At 71.9% G+C, this 15,440-nt stretch carries 17 protein-coding genes; 16 read left to right on the top strand and 1 reads right to left on the bottom strand.

Annotated elements, in window-relative coordinates:
* Nucleotides 1-137: 137 nt before the first annotated feature.
* Nucleotides 138-1,718 (top strand): phosphonate degradation HD-domain oxygenase, encoded by a 1,581-nt coding sequence (locus ACFV61_RS13965; RefSeq protein ID WP_380491801.1) that lies wholly within the window; start codon nucleotides 138-140, stop codon nucleotides 1,716-1,718.
* A 48-nt stretch (nucleotides 1,719-1,766) separates the two neighbouring features.
* On the opposite strand, the gene ACFV61_RS13960 is transcribed toward ACFV61_RS13965, so the two are convergent.
* Entirely contained in the window at nucleotides 1,767-2,546 is a 780-nt protein-coding gene (locus ACFV61_RS13960) for a GntR family transcriptional regulator (protein WP_063349562.1), read from the bottom strand.
* Between the two features lie 369 nt (nucleotides 2,547-2,915).
* On the opposite strand from ACFV61_RS13960, the gene ACFV61_RS13955 reads away from it, so the two are divergent.
* The 15 genes from ACFV61_RS13955 to ACFV61_RS13885 all read left to right on the top strand — a co-directional run bounded on the left by ACFV61_RS13955 (nucleotide 2,916) and on the right by ACFV61_RS13885 (nucleotide 15,301).
* Nucleotides 2,916-4,082, top strand: coding sequence for an ABC transporter substrate-binding protein (locus ACFV61_RS13955; RefSeq protein ID WP_063349561.1), 1,167 nt, complete (start codon nucleotides 2,916-2,918; stop codon nucleotides 4,080-4,082).
* Nucleotides 4,083-4,089: 7 nt separating this feature from the next.
* Nucleotides 4,090-5,175, top strand: coding sequence for an ABC transporter permease (locus ACFV61_RS13950; protein WP_380491799.1), 1,086 nt, complete (start codon nucleotides 4,090-4,092; stop codon nucleotides 5,173-5,175).
* On the top strand, nucleotides 5,175-5,984 hold the full coding sequence (locus ACFV61_RS13945; protein ID WP_063351452.1) for an ABC transporter permease subunit: 810 nt from the start codon (nucleotides 5,175-5,177) through the stop codon (nucleotides 5,982-5,984). The genes ACFV61_RS13950 and ACFV61_RS13945 overlap by 1 nt, the downstream gene beginning before the upstream one ends.
* 78 nt (nucleotides 5,985-6,062) lie before the next feature.
* A complete protein-coding gene (locus ACFV61_RS13940) occupies nucleotides 6,063-7,148 on the top strand; it encodes an ABC transporter ATP-binding protein (RefSeq protein ID WP_380491797.1) in 1,086 nt (361 codons plus the stop codon).
* A 55-nt stretch (nucleotides 7,149-7,203) separates the two neighbouring features.
* On the top strand, nucleotides 7,204-7,977 hold the full coding sequence (locus tag ACFV61_RS13935) for an HAD family hydrolase (protein WP_380491796.1): 774 nt from the start codon (nucleotides 7,204-7,206) through the stop codon (nucleotides 7,975-7,977).
* Between the two features lie 5 nt (nucleotides 7,978-7,982).
* Nucleotides 7,983-8,303 (top strand): multidrug efflux SMR transporter, encoded by a 321-nt coding sequence (locus tag ACFV61_RS13930; protein WP_063349558.1) that lies wholly within the window; start codon nucleotides 7,983-7,985, stop codon nucleotides 8,301-8,303.
* Nucleotides 8,304-8,405: 102 nt separating this feature from the next.
* Nucleotides 8,406-8,894: a hypothetical protein gene (locus ACFV61_RS13925; RefSeq protein WP_380378109.1), complete on the top strand. Its 489-nt coding sequence runs from the start codon at nucleotides 8,406-8,408 to the stop codon at nucleotides 8,892-8,894.
* Between the two features lie 165 nt (nucleotides 8,895-9,059).
* Nucleotides 9,060-9,356 carry a hypothetical protein gene (locus ACFV61_RS13920; RefSeq protein ID WP_063349556.1) on the top strand — a complete coding sequence of 99 codons (297 nt, stop codon included), beginning with the start codon at nucleotides 9,060-9,062 and terminating at the stop codon, nucleotides 9,354-9,356.
* Complete coding sequence (locus tag ACFV61_RS13915) at nucleotides 9,353-10,672, top strand: putative T7SS-secreted protein (protein ID WP_380424239.1); 1,320 nt, start codon at nucleotides 9,353-9,355, stop codon at nucleotides 10,670-10,672. Before ACFV61_RS13920 ends, ACFV61_RS13915 begins: the two co-directional genes overlap by 4 nt.
* A complete protein-coding gene (locus ACFV61_RS13910; protein ID WP_380491794.1) occupies nucleotides 10,662-11,342 on the top strand; it encodes a hypothetical protein in 681 nt (226 codons plus the stop codon). Before ACFV61_RS13915 ends, ACFV61_RS13910 begins: the two co-directional genes overlap by 11 nt.
* Nucleotides 11,339-11,995 (top strand): hypothetical protein, encoded by a 657-nt coding sequence (locus tag ACFV61_RS13905; RefSeq protein WP_380491792.1) that lies wholly within the window; start codon nucleotides 11,339-11,341, stop codon nucleotides 11,993-11,995. Before ACFV61_RS13910 ends, ACFV61_RS13905 begins: the two co-directional genes overlap by 4 nt.
* Nucleotides 11,996-12,090: 95 nt before the next feature.
* Nucleotides 12,091-12,423 (top strand): WXG100 family type VII secretion target, encoded by a 333-nt coding sequence (locus ACFV61_RS13900; RefSeq protein WP_380378101.1) that lies wholly within the window; start codon nucleotides 12,091-12,093, stop codon nucleotides 12,421-12,423.
* A 30-nt stretch (nucleotides 12,424-12,453) separates the two neighbouring features.
* Complete coding sequence (locus ACFV61_RS13895) at nucleotides 12,454-13,956, top strand: hypothetical protein (RefSeq protein ID WP_380491790.1); 1,503 nt, start codon at nucleotides 12,454-12,456, stop codon at nucleotides 13,954-13,956.
* Nucleotides 13,956-14,423, top strand: coding sequence for a hypothetical protein (locus ACFV61_RS13890; RefSeq protein ID WP_380491788.1), 468 nt, complete (start codon nucleotides 13,956-13,958; stop codon nucleotides 14,421-14,423). The genes ACFV61_RS13895 and ACFV61_RS13890 overlap by 1 nt, the downstream gene beginning before the upstream one ends.
* A gap of 263 nt (nucleotides 14,424-14,686) precedes the next feature.
* A complete protein-coding gene (locus ACFV61_RS13885; protein ID WP_380491787.1) occupies nucleotides 14,687-15,301 on the top strand; it encodes a hypothetical protein in 615 nt (204 codons plus the stop codon).
* The last annotated feature ends 139 nt before the right edge of the window (nucleotides 15,302-15,440 follow it).

Genomic DNA, 15,440 nt, shown 5'->3' with positions numbered 1-15,440 from the left:
GGCCATCGGCTCCCGGCACAGTTCCCGCAGCGTTCATCTGCGCGGCACGCCGATCTCACCGGGGGCAGGCAGGCTCCGGCCAGGGGTGAAGTTGGCTATACAACTTCACCCGGGATGCCGCCGAGGAGGAGACCACCGTGACCGAGCTGCCGCCGTACTGGCTGCGCGACAACTGCCCGTGCGCCGAGTGCCGGGACCCCAGGAACGGGCAGAAGCTGTTCCAGATCGACGACCTGCCGCAGGACCTGGCGGTCGCCGCGAGCACGGAGACCGACGGGGGCCTGGAGGTGCTCTGGTCGGACGGGCACCGCTCGCGGTACCCGCTGGAGTGGCTCGGCGCCGAGCGGGACGGCGACGGGCGGACGGAGGAGGACAAGCGGCTCTGGGTGGCGGCGGACTTCGCACACGGGATCCCCGAGGCGCGGTGGGAGGCGTACCTGGCCGACCCCGCCGAGCAGGCCGCCGTCCTCACCGCCGTGCGCCGCAGCGGCTTCGCGGTGCTGCGCGGGGTGCCGGCGGTGGAACGGCAGGTGCTCACCGTGGCCGAGAGCTTCGGCTACGTCCGGGTCACCAACTACGGGGAGCTGTTCGACGTCCGGGTCGAGCCGGATCCGAACAACCTGGCGTTCACCAGCGTCGCGATCGCACCGCACACCGACAACCCGTACCGGGACCCGGTGCCGACGCTCCAGCTCCTGCACTGCCTGGAGAACTCCGCGACCGGCGGCGACTCCGGCCTGGTGGACGGGTTCCGGGCGGCGGCGCTCCTCCGGGAGGAGGCGCCGGCGGACTTCGAGACGCTCACCCGCACGCCCGTCCCGTTCGTCTTCCGCGACCGCCGCACCGAACTGCGCGCCGACCGCCCGCTGATCGAGGTGGACGCCCTCGGCCGGATCCGCGAGGTGCGGTTCAACAACCGCTCGATCGGCACCCTGCGCGGGAGCTCCGCCGAACTGACGGCCTTCTACGCCGCGTACCGCCGCTTCGCCGCGATCACCCTGCGCCCCGGGCTCCAGCTCGCCTTCCGCCTCGACCGCGGCGACTGCCTGGTCTTCGACAACACCCGGCTGCTGCACGCCCGTACGGCCTTCCAGCAGGACGGCCACCGCCACCTCCAGGGCTGCTACGCCGACCTGGACACGCTGGGCAGCACCCTCGCCGTGCTGCACCGGCGCGCCGCCGCGCTGGACGCGATCGCCGGGCTGTTCGCGGGCGAGGGCGCCGGGGAGTACCTGGGCGAGGAGGTCACCATGGCCGAGCACATGCTCCAGGCCGCCGCTGCCGCCGAGGCGGCCGGGGCGCCGGACCACCTCGTCGCCGCCGCACTGCTGCACGACGTCGGTCACTTCCACGGGGCGCTACACGGAAGGAATTTGATGGAGGGTCAGGACAACCGGCACAGCGACACCGGCGCCGACTGGCTGGCGCGGTGGTTCGGCCCGGAGGTGACCGAGCCGGTCCGGCTGCACGTGGCCGCCAAGCGCTACCTGTGCGCAGTGGAACCGGACTACCGGCAGCGGCTGTCCGAGGCCTCGGAGTACACCCTCACCGTCCAGGGCGGCCCGATGGACGAGCGGCAGGCCGCCGCGTTCGTCGAACTCCCGGGCGCCGCCGACGCGGTGGCCGTCCGCCGCTGGGACGAGCAGGCGAAGACGGCCGGGGCGCCGACACCCGGATTCGAGCACTACCGCCCGCTGCTCGCCGCGCTCATGCGCTGATGGCGCCGGCCGGCACGCCCGGGAGGCGGACCGGGCTCCGCCCCGGGCTCAGTCACCCTCCCGGGCGTGCCGCGAAAGCGCCGACGCGGCCAGCGAGTTGTGGATGCTGAACGCCACCGTCCCGGGCAGGTAGCGGTCCTGGGACCACTCCACCGGAGTGCCGGTCGGGTCCGTCGTGCGCCGCCGTTCGCGCAGCAGCGGGCCGCCGCGGCGGCAGCCGAGGAGCCGGGCGTCCTCGGCGTTGGCGGCCACGATGTCGATGGTGTGGTCGGCGTCGGTGAACAGGATGCCGTGCTCGCGCAGGACTTCGGTGTGCGAGACGACGTCCGCCGGCAGCTCGGCGACGATCTCGCCGACCCGCGGCGGGTAGATCGTCCGCTCGACCATCACGGGCGTGCCGGAGAGGGTGCGCAGCCGGACGGTCACATACACCTCGGCGCCCGGCTCCAGGCGCAGTTGCTCGCGTTCGGCGGTGTCGGCGGGGCGGCGGACCAGCGAGTCCAGGATGCCGCCGGGCTCCTCGCCCATCGAGTACGCCCAGTGCGTGAAGCTGAGCAGTTCGGAGAAGCTCTGCACCCGGGCGCCCCCGAGCACGACGCGCCGGGTGCCGCGGCGGGAGGTGACCAGCCCGTCGGAGCGCAGGACGGCGAGCGCCTGGCGGACGGTGCCGCGGGAGACGCCGTACTGCTCGGCGAGCGCGCCCTCGGCGGGAAGCCGGCCGGCCTCGCCGTACGCGCCGGTGGTGATGGCCTCGCGCAGGTCGGCGGCGACCTTCCGGTACAGGGCGCCGGGAGCGCGCTCGGCGGGGCGCCCGGGCTCAAGTGCCACGTCAGTCAATGTCCCTCCTGGGGCGGTGTCCTGCGCAGCCGTACCGGCACGGACAGCCCGACCTTATCCCGCTGCGCCTTTGAAGCATCGCACCGAACGGATCACGCTCCGATGGCCGGATTCGACCGTTCCCGCAGCCGACCCCGGTTCTGGGCCGTCCGTTCACCTTCCCGTCATCGGACTCCGGCGTACTTACGTCCGTCAGCGAAGTTGGCTAGTCAACTCGGACGGCCTCGAACGGCTCCGGGCGGCTCCGAACGGCACCGGGCACCTCAGAACGGCTCCGAACGGCCACTCGCACGATCCCCCGATCAGACAACCCCACCGCAGCTCACCCCCTTGCAGTACACCCGATCAGGAGACTGACCCGTGTCCGTGCACCGCGCCCGTTCCGCCGCCTTCGCAGCGGTCCTGACCGCCGCCGCGCTGTCCCTCACCGCCTGCGGCTCCGCCGGCTCCTCCACCGCGAAGTCCGGCGACGCCGCGGGCGGCAAGAGCGCCAAGACCGCCACCTCGGTCGCCGACTTCGGCGGGATGGACGGCCTGATCGCCGCCGCCAAGAAGGAGGGGAAGCTGCACGCCATCACGCTGCCGCGCGACTGGGCGAACTACGGCAAGCTGATGGACGACTTCAAGGCGAAGTACGGCATCGAGATCGAGGACGAGAACCCCGACGGCGCCAGCCAGGACGAGATCAACGCGATCACCTCCCGCAAGGGCCAGGACCGCGCCCCCGACGTCGTCGACCTCGGCTCGGCCTTCGCGCTCAGCGCCGCCAAGCAGGGCCTGCTGGCCCCGTACAAGGTCACCGACTTCGACAAGATCCCGGCCACCATGAAGAACGCCGACGGCCTGCACTACAACGACTACGGCGGCTACATGTCGATCGCGTGCGACGCCAAGAAGGTGTCCGCCTGCCCGAAGACCTTCGCCGACCTGCTGAAGCCCGAGTACAAGGGCATGGTCGCCCTGAACGGCAACCCGACCAAGGCCGGTGCCGCGTTCGGCGCCGTCTACGCGGCCGCGCTCGCCAACGGCGGCTCGCTGGACAACATCCAGCCCGGCATCGACTTCTTCGCCAAGGTCAAGCAGGCCGGCAACTTCAACCCGGTCGAGGTCACCCCGGCGACCATCGAGAAGGGCGAGACCCCGATCAGCATCGACTGGTCGTACCTGAACGCCGGCTACGCCGACAAGTTCAGGAGCAAGGGCATCGACTGGCAGGTGACCATCCCCTCGGACGGCTCCTACGCGCAGTACTACAACCAGGCGATCAACAAGGACGCGCCGCACCCGGCCGCCGCCCGCCTGTGGGAGGAGTACCTGTACAGCGCCGAGGGCCAGAACGGCTTCCTGGGCGGCTACGCCACCCCGGCCCTGTTCGACGCCATGAAGACGGCCGGCACCCTGGACGCCGCGGGCGCCGCCAAGCTCCCGCCGGTCGAGAAGCCCTTCACCACCTTCCCGACCCAGGAGCAGACGGACACGGCCAAGAAGACCGTGACCGAGAACTGGGCCAAGGCGATCGCGGGCTGACCTGACGATGACCACGGCTCCCACCCCGGTGCCGGCCCCCGCCTCCGCCGCCCAGAGCGGCGGGGGCGCCCCCCGCCCCCCCGCCCCCCCCCCCCCCCCCCCCGCCGGGGGGGGGGGGGGCGCCCCCGGCCCCGCAGCAACCACCCCCGCCACCGCCGACGCCACAACGGCCAAGGCCACCGACACCGCGGCCAAGAGCGCCGAGACCGCCAAGACCGCCAGGGCCCCCCGCCCCGGCAAGCCCCGGGCCGGCCGCGGCCGCGCCTGGCTGGCCGCCCTCCCCCTGCTCCTGTTCTTCCTGGTCGGCTTCGGCCTGCCCGCCGTCGCGATCGCCATCGGCGCGTTCACCACCTCGCCCGACGCCCCCGACGGCGGCGGCACCTTCACCACCGACAACCTCACCGGCTCGCTGCAGGGCGCCTACTGGACCGCCCTGTGGGGCAGCGTCAAGCTCTCCCTGCTGACCGCGCTGATCGCCACCGTGGTCGGCCTGCCGCTGGCCCAGGCCGTGGCCACCTCCCGGTTCCGGGTGTTCCGCGAGGCGGTGCTCTCCGCCTCCGGCGTGCTCGCCAACTTCGGCGGTGTGCCGCTCGCCTTCATGTTCGTCGCCACCCTCGGCAACGCCGGCGAGGTCACCAAGAAGTTCGGCCTCACCAGCCACGGCTGGAACCTCTACACCTTCACCGGCCTCTCCGTGGTCTACCTGTACTTCCTGGTGCCGCTGATGGTCATCACCATCACCCCGGCCCTGGAGGGCCTGCGCACCCAGTGGCGCGAGGCCGCGTACAACAACGGCGCCACCGTCGTGCAGTACTGGCGGCACGTGGCCCTGCCGGTCCTGGTGCCCTCGCTGCTCGGCGGCTTCGTGCTGCTGTTCGGCGCCTCCTTCGCCGCGTACGCCACCGCCGAGGCCATGGTGGGCAGTTCGGTGCCGCTGATCTCGATGCAGATCGGCGACGCGCTGTCCGGCAACGTCCTGGTCGGCCAGGGCAACCTCGCCCTCGCCCTCGGCCTCGACATGATCGTGGTCGCCTGCCTGGTGATGGCCGTGTACCTGCCCCTTCAGCGCCGGAGTGCCAAGTGGCTCGCCTGATCAATCGCATCCGTTTCGGCCGCGGCCTCGTCCTGCTGCTCTGCGGCGTCTACTTCGCCGTACCGCTGGCCTCCTCGGTGATCTTCAGCGTCGACGACAACAAGGGCGGCACCACCTTCCGGGCCTACACCGAGCTGCTGAACGCGCCCGGCTTCCTGGACAGCCTGGTGCTGAGCCTGGAGCTGGCCGGCGTCACGGTGGCGGTGCTGCTGCTCCTGCTCGTCCCGGCGATGCTCGCCGCCCGGCTCGGTGCGCCGAAGCTGCGCCCGGTGATCGAGGTGATGTGCTCGATGCCGCTGGTCGTCCCCGTGGTCGCGCTCACCACCGGCATCATCGGCGTGCTGCGCTGGGGCCCGGACTACCTCCAGGACACCCCGCTGTTCCAGACCATCGTGGCCATCCAGGACCCGAAGTTCCCGATCGTCCTGGTCATCGCCTACGTGCTGATGGCGCTGCCGTTCGCCTACCGGGCGCTGGACGCCGGGCTGCGCGGCGTGGACGTCGCCACCCTGGTCGAGGCCGCCCGCAACTGCGGGGCCGGCTGGCTGCGCGCGGTGTTCACCGTCGTCCTGCCGAACCTTCGCAGCGCGCTGCTGAACGCGGCCGTCCTCACCGTTGCCCTGGTGCTCGGCGAGTTCACCACCGCCTCCATCCTCGGCTTCGCCCCCTTCTCGGTGTGGATCAACTCCAACGGCAAGAGCGACGGCCAGATGTCCGTCGCCGTCTCGATGCTCAGCCTGCTGATCGTCTGGCTCGTCCTGCTGCTGATGTCCGCCGTCGGCCGCGGCCGCAAGGGCGCGCGGGCCTGAGACACCCCGCCGCGCGGCCGTCCCGCGCCCTGGCCGCACGGTCCTGAACCACCCCACGCTTTCCAGGAGTCACCAGCCATGACCACGGTTTCCGCCCCCGTCGCCGGTGCCGCGCTCGCCCCCGGCGGCGCCACCGTCGAGTTCCGCTCGCTGCGCCGCTCGTTCGGCGCCACCACCGCCCTCGACGGCCTGGACCTGACCGTCCACCCGGGCGAACTGCTCGCCCTGCTCGGCCCGTCCGGCTGCGGCAAGACCACCGCGCTGCGCATCCTGGCCGGCTTCGAACAGCACGACTCCGGCGAGGTCCTGGTCGACGGGCAGGACATCACCGCGATCCCCGCCCACAAGCGCGACGCGGGCATGGTGTTCCAGTCGTACAGCCTCTTCCCGCACCTGAGCGCGCTGGACAACGTCGCCTTCGGGCTGCGGATGCGCGGCGCCGGCAAGGCCGAGCGCCGCAAGCGCGCCCAGGAGCTGCTGGAGCTGGTCGGCCTGCCGCACCGCGCCGAGCACTACCCGCACCAGATGTCCGGCGGCCAGCAGCAGCGCATCGCGCTCGCCCGGGCGCTCGCCCTGCAGCCGCGCGTGCTGCTGCTCGACGAGCCGCTGTCCGCGCTGGACGCCAAGGTCCGCCTCCAGCTGCGCGAGGAGATCCGCCGGCTCCAGCAGGAACTGGGGATCACGACCCTGTTCGTCACCCACGACCAGGAGGAGGCGCTGTCGATGGCCGACCGGGTCGCGGTGCTGCGCGCGGGCCGGCTGGAGCAGTGCGCCACCCCGTCCGAGTTGTACGGCCGCCCGGCCACCGCGTTCGTCGCCGAGTTCGTCGGCACCATGAGCCGCATCCCGTGCACCCGCACGTCCAACGGCGTCGAGGTGCTCGGCCGCCGGCACGCGGTGGACGGCGACCTGCCCGCCGACGGCGAGCTCCAGGTGCTGGTCCGCCCGGAGGACGTCACCCTGACCCCGTCCGAGGCCGGCCCGGCCCTGGTGATCACCGCGTCCTTCCTGGGCGCCGTCACCCGGCTCACCGTCCGCCTCGACGACGGCACCGAGGTCAAGGCCGACCTGCCGACCGAGGCCGCCGCCGCGCTGCCGGCCGGCTCGCGCGCCGAGCTCCTGCTGCCGGAGCGTCCGGTGCTGGTGGACCGCCGCACCGTCTGAGAGCCTCGAACCCCATCTGCGTAGCACCATCTGATGAACCACCGAAGGTACCGCCATGCCTGAAGCCCTGACGCCCGACTCCGCCCTGACGCCCGAATCCTCCGTGACGCCCGAATCCTCCGTGACGCCCGACCCCCTGGCCCCCGGCGCCCCGGCGCCCGAGGCCCCCCGCCCCGCCGCCGTCCTGTTCGACATGGACGGCACCCTGGTCGACACCGAGCAGCTCTGGTGGCAGGCCGCCACCGAACTCGCCGACGAACTCCACCACGCGCTCACCGACCAGGACGCCCCCGAAGTGCTCGGCCAGGCCGTCGAGCACACCGCCGCCCACCTGCACAAGGTCAGCGGCACCACCCTCACCGAGGCCGAACTCGCCGCCCGGCTCGGCGAGTCCTTCGCCGCCAAGGTCGCCGCCGAGACCGTCCCGCGCCCCGGCGCGCTCGCCCTGCTGGCCTCCCTGCGGGACGCGCAGGTGCCCACCGCCCTGGTCTCCGCCTCCCCGCGCCGGGTGGTCGACCTGGTCCTCGCCGCCATCGGCCGGGACTGGTTCGCCGTCACCCTGGCCGCCGAGGACACCCCGCGCACCAAGCCCGCACCGGACCCGTACCTCGCCGCCGCCGAACGGCTCGGCCTGGACCCGGCCACCTGCGTCGCCGTCGAGGACACCCCGACCGGAGTCGCCTCCGCCGCCGCGGCCGGCTGCGCCGTGCTCGCCGTGCCGTCCACCGCGACGCCGATGCCCGACGGCGGCCGGATCACCCTGCTCGCCAGCCTGGAACAGGCCGACCTCGCCCTGCTGGGGAAGCTCGGCACTGCCCGGGCCGTTTGACCGGCATGCCCTATCTCCTGCTCTCCCTCGCCATCCTGAGCGAGGTCTGCGCGACCAGCTGCCTCAAGCTCACCGAGGGGTTCACCCGCCTCTGGCCGAGCCTGGGGGTGGCGGTCGGCTACGTGCTGTCCTTCGTGCTGCTCGGGCGCGCGCTCAAGCACATCCCGGTCTCGGTCGCCTACGCCGTCTGGTCGGGGGCCGGGACGGCGGCGGTCGCCGGAATAGGCGTGGTCGCCTTCGGCGAATCGCTGGGACGCCTCCAGTGGCTGGGGATCGCCCTGGTGATCGTCGGAGTGGTCGTGCTCAACCTCAAGAACAGTCACTGACGGGCCGCCACCCCGGCCCACGGTGCTGGTCAACTGCCCTTTCGGAGCGGGAAGTCGGATGTGCCGACCGCCCGCTCCGAGCGGTTCGCTACCGTGGGCCCCATGAGCGACCCACGGCCCCACCACTACCGCTTCGTCCACCGCGAGCTCGCCCGCCAGGTCCTCGAATTCGGCCCTCGGCTGACCGTCCCGGACGCCGGCGGCAGCCTCCTGCCCGTCCTCACCGGCATCTGGGACGACCTCGGCCAGACCCTCCCGCCCGAGGACCGGCTGCCCAGCCACGGCCTGGACTGCCGGCACCTGCGGGCCGACGGCCACCCCCTGCTGCTCGTCACCCTCCCCACCCCGACCGGCGCCACCGAGGCCCACTTCGTCGCCGCCGTCCACCCCCAGGGCGCCAAGACCGTCCGCTACGTGACCCTGGAGCACGCGCTCAACCCCTTCGACGGCAGCCCCGGCACCGTCCTCGGCGAGTGGTCGTCCGAAGGCCACCTCAACCACGGCGAGGGCCCCTCCCCCGTCGCCGAACTGTTCGTCGCCGCGGTGGCGAAGCTCGTCGCCCCGAAGAAGCGCGGCTTCTGGCGCCGCTGACCCCGACGCCGCCCGGCCGCCTCCCGGCCGCCGCCGACGCCGCCGCGCGCTGGCGCATCGTCAAGATCCCGTCACCGCAACGTGAAGCACCCGTCACAACAGATCGCCCGCGCACCGACTGCGGCTATGCTCGGCCGGTCACGCCATCGACACATCGGGGGAGCAGTGGCCGACTTCACGGTCAGCACCGAGTTCCTCGCCAAGCTGGCCAAGGACCTCAAAGGCTGCGGCGACGAACTCGACCAAGGACTCAAGGCGCTCAAGGAAGCGAGTCGCAGCGGACTGGGCTACGACTTCCTCGACGAGGCCTGCGGACACTTCCAGGGCACGTGGGAGTACGGGCTGAAGAAGGTCCGCGAGTGCGTCAAGATCCTTGACGACGGCCTGGAGCAGGTGCAACAGGGCTACGACAGCACCGAACAGGACACCACCAAGGCCCTCACACCCCAGGGGCGGTCGTGACCGCCCCCACGCCGGACTGGTCCGGCCTCGGCTTCAACCCGACCCCCGGCGACACCGCCGCGGTCACCGGCCTCAGCGGCAGCCTGCGCCGGGTGGGCCAGCACCTGACCGACGTCCACACCACGCTCTCGCAGCTCTCCGCCAACCAGGGCCAGTGGACCGGCGAGGCCGCCAAGGCCTTCGCCGGCCAGTTCGGCAAGCTCCCCACGTACCTCCAGGACGCCGCCGACTCGATCACCGCCGCCTACCAGGCCCTCGACGTCTGGTACACGGCACTGACCGAACACCAGCCCAAGGCCGCCGAGTTGGCCCGCGCCGCGGTCGCCGCCAAGCAGCAGAAGGAGCAGGCCGAACAGGCGCACACCGCCGCGGCCGCCGCCCCCGACCTCAAGCTCGCCGGCCAGACCTTCCCCGACGACGCCGGCCTCGCCGCCGCCGAACAGCGCTACGCCAAGGCGAAGGACCACCTGGACGCGGCCGCCGCACTCGTCGGCAGCGCCGCCAACGACCTCACCGAGCTCCAGAAGCAGGCCCACGAACTCGCCGGGGGCCACAAGTCCGACGCCCACAAGACCGCAGCCGCCATCCGCAAGGCCGCCGACAGCAAGGCGCCGCCGGAGCCCGGCTGGCTCAGCAAGGTCGGCAACTGGCTCAAGAACCACGGCGCCGACATGCTCACCGTCGCCGCCGGCCTCTGCGGCGTCGCGGCGATCTTCTTCCCCGCCTTCGCGCTGCCGGCCCTCCTGCTGAGCGCCGCCGCCGCAGGCACGCACGCGACCAAGTACGCCCTTGAGGGCAAGCTGTGGCCGCCGCAGAAGAACATCGGCAACTGGCTGACGCTGGGCGGCGACGTGATCGGCGCGATCCCCGGGGTGGGCGTCGCGGCCAAGGGCCTGAACGCCACCCGGGGGGCGCGCGCCGCTGGTGGGAGCGTACGCGGCGCCATGAGCGCCGGTACGACCGAGGTCCGGGCCGCCGCCCGCGCCGTCGACCCGGCCAACCCGATCTTCACCACCGCGATCGAGAAGCCCGCCATCAAGCTCGGGGTCTCCAAGGCCACCGCGATGAACGTCTCCGACGGCGTCCAGGCCGCCACCACCTTCGGGCTCAACGTCCCGACGGCGTACGCCCTCAGCCAGGACAATCCGAGCGGCGGCCTCACCGACGCCGTCAACTACACCACCGGCGGCAACAACGTCATCGGGTCCGTCGGCGTCGGCACCGCCGGCGGCAAGGGCTCCGCCGTCATCGGCACCGTGTCCGCCGTCGGCAACCTGCTCGGCATGGGCGGATGGGCGGCCGGCTATGGCCGTTGAGACCACCGGGATTCCGCCGCTCTGGCTCACCCTGCCCGCAGGCTTCACCCCCCTCGACCTCGACGAGGACCTCGGCGACCGGATGGCCCGCACGGCGGAGGGCCTGGACGCGGCCTTCCACGACGCCCGGCCCGAACAGAAGCTCAGCGCCGTGATCGCCGCCGAGACCGCGCTGCAGACCCAACTGCGCGAGGGCGCGGTCCACGTCTCCAGCTGCCTCGTCCGGGCCGAGGACGGCGAGCCCATCCACGGCATGCTCACCGTCTTCGTCCGCCCGCAGGACCTCGGCGCGCCCGGCAGCTACCCCGCCCGAATCGCCGAACAACTGGCCGAGGCCTGGCCGGACGCCGACGTCGGCGTGGTGGACCTGCCGACCGGCCGCGCCGCGCTCGCCGCCCGCGACCTGGCCGTCCCGGTGCCCGGCGCGGTGTTCGGCGTGCCCGAGTCCACCGTCAACACGGTGCGCCAGCTCGAACTGCTGATCCCGCACCCGTGGAGCCCGCACGTGGTCGCCGCCGTCTTCACCACCGAGGACCTCGACCACTGGGACGAGTGGCTGCCGCTCCTGGCCACCGCGTTCCGCGGCATCTCCTTCCACCCGCCCCGGGACGAGAGCGCCGACGCGCTGCCACCCGACCAGTGGGACAACATCCGAAAGGCCTTCGGATGACGACCCCCACCGGCTCGGCCCCGCCCGACGGGCTCCGCCGCCTCCGCGGCACACTGGCCCTCATCGCCCTCTCCACCGCCATCCTCATCGGCGTCACGGCACTGAACGTGTACGTCAACTCGTTCGTCGCCACCATCGTGGGCTTCGCCTACCCCGTGGTCATGCTGCTCGCCCTCGCCCTACGGCGCGACGCCGACAGCAACCCCGCGTTCCAGCGCAAGGCGTTCGCCTGGGGCGCAGGCATCGCCGCCGTCGCCTTCGTCGCCTACCTGTCGGGCTCCGTCGCCTGGACCAACCTGATCCTCGGCTCGGGCCGGACGGTGCAGGCCGTGGTCCTCAACGAGAAGACGACCGACTCGCTCCACGGCTCCGGACGGGCCTACGCCCTCGCCTCGACCGACCTGGCCGGCGAGATCCCCGGCGGCGACCTCGAAGAGAGCTCCACCCGGTTCAAGCCCGGCGACGTCATCACCGTCCGCATCGACCCGGCCGGCCAGGTCGCCCCCAAACTCCCCGGCGAAGTCGACTCCACTGCCTACCTGTTGACATTCCTCGCCTGCAACGCCCTGATCGGCGGCACCCTGCTCTGGTCCGCACGCAGACCCACACCGCCACACGACCCCTCCGACCCCGCGACCCGGATCAGCCCGTGACCCAGATCACTCCGTAGCCCGCAACCCCGCCGCTCCTCCACGCATCTCTCCCTTCGCTCCTTCTCAACGCACGGACAGCACGGGGGGATGACGCCATGGCGGATGACGGACCGAAAGCCGGCGGCCCGGAGTTCAAGATCCGGCCGGGGGACCTGAAAGCGGCCGCGCCGACCTTCGAAGCCCAGAGCAAGGCGCTCAAGGACGCCCTCGACACGCTCAAGCACACCCTCGCCGGCGCCGGCAGCCCGTGGGGCGACGACAAGCAGGGCAAGGAGTTCGCCCAGGCCTACAACGGCCCGCACGACCACGTGCTCTCCGCGCTGGACGTCCTGGTCAAAGGCCTCACCAGCATCCACGACGGGCTGAACGCCCACGCCGACAACCACACCGACGCCGACAACCACGTCCGCAAGGACCTCACGCCGTGATCGGCCGCCCGCCGCGGAGGGAGCCGGCGCGTGGGTGAGTCCGCGGCCGAGAAGATCGTCCGCAAGGTCACCGGTCTGTGGTGGCCCGACGCCGACCCGGACGAGCTCCGCACGGTCGCCGCCGCCTGGGACACGATGGCCACCGCCACCGCCATCGACAACGTCACCGCGCCCACCCACCAGGCCGCCGCCGCCATCGTCGCCAACAACCACGGCCCCGCCATCGACGCCTTCGGCAAGTTCTGGGGCCAGTACTACGGGGGCAAGGGCAAGGGCTGGCTCCCCGATGTCGCCGCCGCCTGCCGCAACCTCGCCAAGGCCCTGCGCGCCTTCGCCGACGAGGTCGACAAAGCGCTCAAAAAGCTCAAGGAAGAGGCCGCGATCGTCGGCGCGACCCTGGTCGCCGGCACCGCCCTCGCCATCTTCACCGCCGGCATCTCCGAAGCCGCCGCCGGCACCGCCGCCGCAGGCATCATCGCCACCGCCGCGGGCCTCGGCGTCGCCGTCTCCGAAACCATCGCCACCATCGCCGCCACCATCCTCACCGGCGTCGTCTTCGGCTCCGTCGAGGCCATCGCCGTCGACCTCGCCGTCGCCCAGCCGATCCGGGTCGAGTTCTTCGACGACGGCGGCTACAGCCTCCAGGAAGCCGTCGACTCCGCCGAGACCGGCGGCGTGATGGGCGGCGCCGGCGGCGGCCTCGGCGCCGGCGGCCGCGTCGTCGCCAACGCCGCCGAGGGCGCCGAGAACGCCTCCGTCGCCCTCGCCGGCCTCGCCAAGGTCGCGGGCGCCGCCGACACCCTCCCCGGCCGCATGCTCACCGGCGCCGGCCTCACCTACGGCTACGACGCCACCTTCAAAACCGGCCCGGTCATGCCCCTCGACCTCATCCTCGGCGCCATCGGCACCGCGGCTGCCCCCAAAGGCGGCGGCCGCCGTCCGGGCGAGGCGCCCGACGGGTATCTCCCGAGAACCGGAGGGTCGGAGTACATCGACGGGGCGCAATCGAAACAGGCCGCGCAAGCGTACGAAAGGATTCGCAACACCACTGGCGACACGGATCGCATCGCCGCGAACACCGGTATCAGCCCGAACGTCCTCAACAGAGTCAAGGAGCACATCTTCGAGACGGTCCACAAGGACGTACCAGTACCCCCAGACGGGAAACCGATGACGGGCCGGTTCGCACCCTTCGACCACATCGCCGAAATGTGGACCAAAGCGGAATCCGGAACCCTATCCCCGGAGGAGACCACGAAGTTCTATCGATGGGCCGCCCACGAAGGCGTCGAGAGTATACTCATGGCCCCGCCCCACAACATCCCGTATCGAGAGGGCAGGTGGGAAGAAGGGGTCAACTGGGCGACCGAGAACAGTTACGGCGCACATGATGTCGCACCGCATGAGAGCCACGCCGACCCATTCATAGCCTGGCCCAGACGCGGTCTTGAGAAGCCCGACTTCCCGCTGGCCGACGACCTGTCCAACCTTGACGAAATCGCCGCCCTGATCCTCGCGAAGAAGAAGAACTGATGGACACCGCAGACACTTTGGCCAACCGACTGCTCAACGTCGACTGGTCCCCTCTGGACACAGACCCTCGCCTGCGCATCTCACTCATGCGGGAATTCCTGTGGCGCTCGGCACTGTGGGCTCACCAGCTCGGCTCTGATGCATGGCCGTTCTTCGATGTGGCCGCGCTGATCGACCCTTCAGTGCGCGCCGATCCCGATCTGGTCGAACAGGTCTCGAAGAGCTGCGCCCTTCAGTATCCGGCCGTTCAACAGGCCTGCGTAGGGGCGCTGCACTTCGCCGCTCTCCAGGGAGCATCCAAAGTCCCGTTCCAGTTGCCCAACCCGTTCGAACCGATCGTCTCCCTCTTCGAGAACGGTGGCGGCTTTACCCTCGACGGAACCGGGATGATCGACATCGATATCGACGCGAGTATGAGCAAAGGCACGATGGAGGACTGGCTGGGGCGCACCTCGCCTACGGCATGACGGGCCTTCAGCACCCGTAAGAGGCACCACGAAGCCTGAACTCGCCATATTCATCCGTCGATATCCCGACATCGAAGTGACTGTGAGAACGCCTGGATCGAATTCGAGACCGCCGACGGCATGTAGGCCTGCCTGACGAAGGTCCACGCCTGCCTTTCCTCCACCCCGAGGAAGTCCCCCTCCCGCCCGGCCAGCCCCCGTGTCCGGGGGCGAGGGGACGCGTCGTACTCTTCCAGCCCGATCGGACGCACGCGGGGAGAGTCATGGGTACGACCAGGGACCGTAGCCGGGCCACCGTGCTGAGCGCTGTCCTGGTCCTGGGCGTCCCCGTGGGGACGTTCGGGCTGGTGCTCGCGGGCACCTACCTCGGCGGGGGCGCCGCGTCGCTGCTCGGGCTGGTGCTGGTGGTGGCCTGGGTGGTGGGTCTGGTGCGGCTGCTGGGGCGGTGGGTGGGCTGTTGGGTGGCGCTGTTCGCCGTTCTCCTCGCGGGCCTGGCGACGGGGGCCGTGGCCATGGCGCGGGACGACGTGATCCTGCGGCTGTCCGGCGAGACGGTGACGGCCCGGGTCACCGGGGAGACGGACCGTCTCGCCGGGAAGCACCCGTCCTCGATGTACGACCTCGCGGCCGAGGACGGTACTGCGTTGCCCGGCGGCGAGTTGTCGACGGGGCTGCGCGCGCTCGCGGTCGGCGACCGGGTGACGGTCCGTTTCGATCCGGCCGGCCGCGCCGACCCGCAGCGCCCGGGGGACATCAGTCTTCCCCGGGATCTCGGGCTCGCCGTCGGGCTGACGGCCGCCCTGATGTTCGCCGTCGCCTGGCTGGGCCGTGAGTCGGCCCGGCGGCGAGGCGGCGGAGCGGCCGGGCCGGTGTCCTGACCTGACCCCGGTGAGGGGGGGGGGAGCGGGGGGGGGGGCGGGTCGGGGATCCGTGTGTTGGTGGCGTGTTTGGCGTGGGGGGCTGGGTACCCGCCCCCGCCACCCGCGGGCACGGGCGGTAGGTGGTGAGGGTACGGAG

It is taken from the genome of Kitasatospora sp. NPDC059817 (assembly GCF_042731835.1).
Lineage (GTDB): Bacteria > Actinomycetota > Actinomycetes > Streptomycetales > Streptomycetaceae > Kitasatospora.
Note: the sequence above shows the minus strand (reverse complement) of the source record. Positions and strands in the feature narration are given on the sequence as shown.

Coding starts and splice junctions, on each gene's coding strand:
- ACFV61_RS13950 (WP_380491799.1), top strand. CDS start 4,090: ATGACCACGGCTCCCACCCCGGTGCCGGCCCCCGCCTCCGCCGCCCAG.
- ACFV61_RS13940 (WP_380491797.1), top strand. CDS start 6,063: ATGACCACGGTTTCCGCCCCCGTCGCCGGTGCCGCGCTCGCCCCCGGC.
- ACFV61_RS13935 (WP_380491796.1), top strand. CDS start 7,204: ATGCCTGAAGCCCTGACGCCCGACTCCGCCCTGACGCCCGAATCCTCC.
- ACFV61_RS13930 (WP_063349558.1), top strand. CDS start 7,983: ATGCCCTATCTCCTGCTCTCCCTCGCCATCCTGAGCGAGGTCTGCGCG.
- ACFV61_RS13925 (WP_380378109.1), top strand. CDS start 8,406: ATGAGCGACCCACGGCCCCACCACTACCGCTTCGTCCACCGCGAGCTC.
- ACFV61_RS13910 (WP_380491794.1), top strand. CDS start 10,662: ATGGCCGTTGAGACCACCGGGATTCCGCCGCTCTGGCTCACCCTGCCC.
- ACFV61_RS13905 (WP_380491792.1), top strand. CDS start 11,339: ATGACGACCCCCACCGGCTCGGCCCCGCCCGACGGGCTCCGCCGCCTC.
- ACFV61_RS13900 (WP_380378101.1), top strand. CDS start 12,091: ATGGCGGATGACGGACCGAAAGCCGGCGGCCCGGAGTTCAAGATCCGG.
- ACFV61_RS13890 (WP_380491788.1), top strand. CDS start 13,956: ATGGACACCGCAGACACTTTGGCCAACCGACTGCTCAACGTCGACTGG.
- ACFV61_RS13885 (WP_380491787.1), top strand. CDS start 14,687: ATGGGTACGACCAGGGACCGTAGCCGGGCCACCGTGCTGAGCGCTGTC.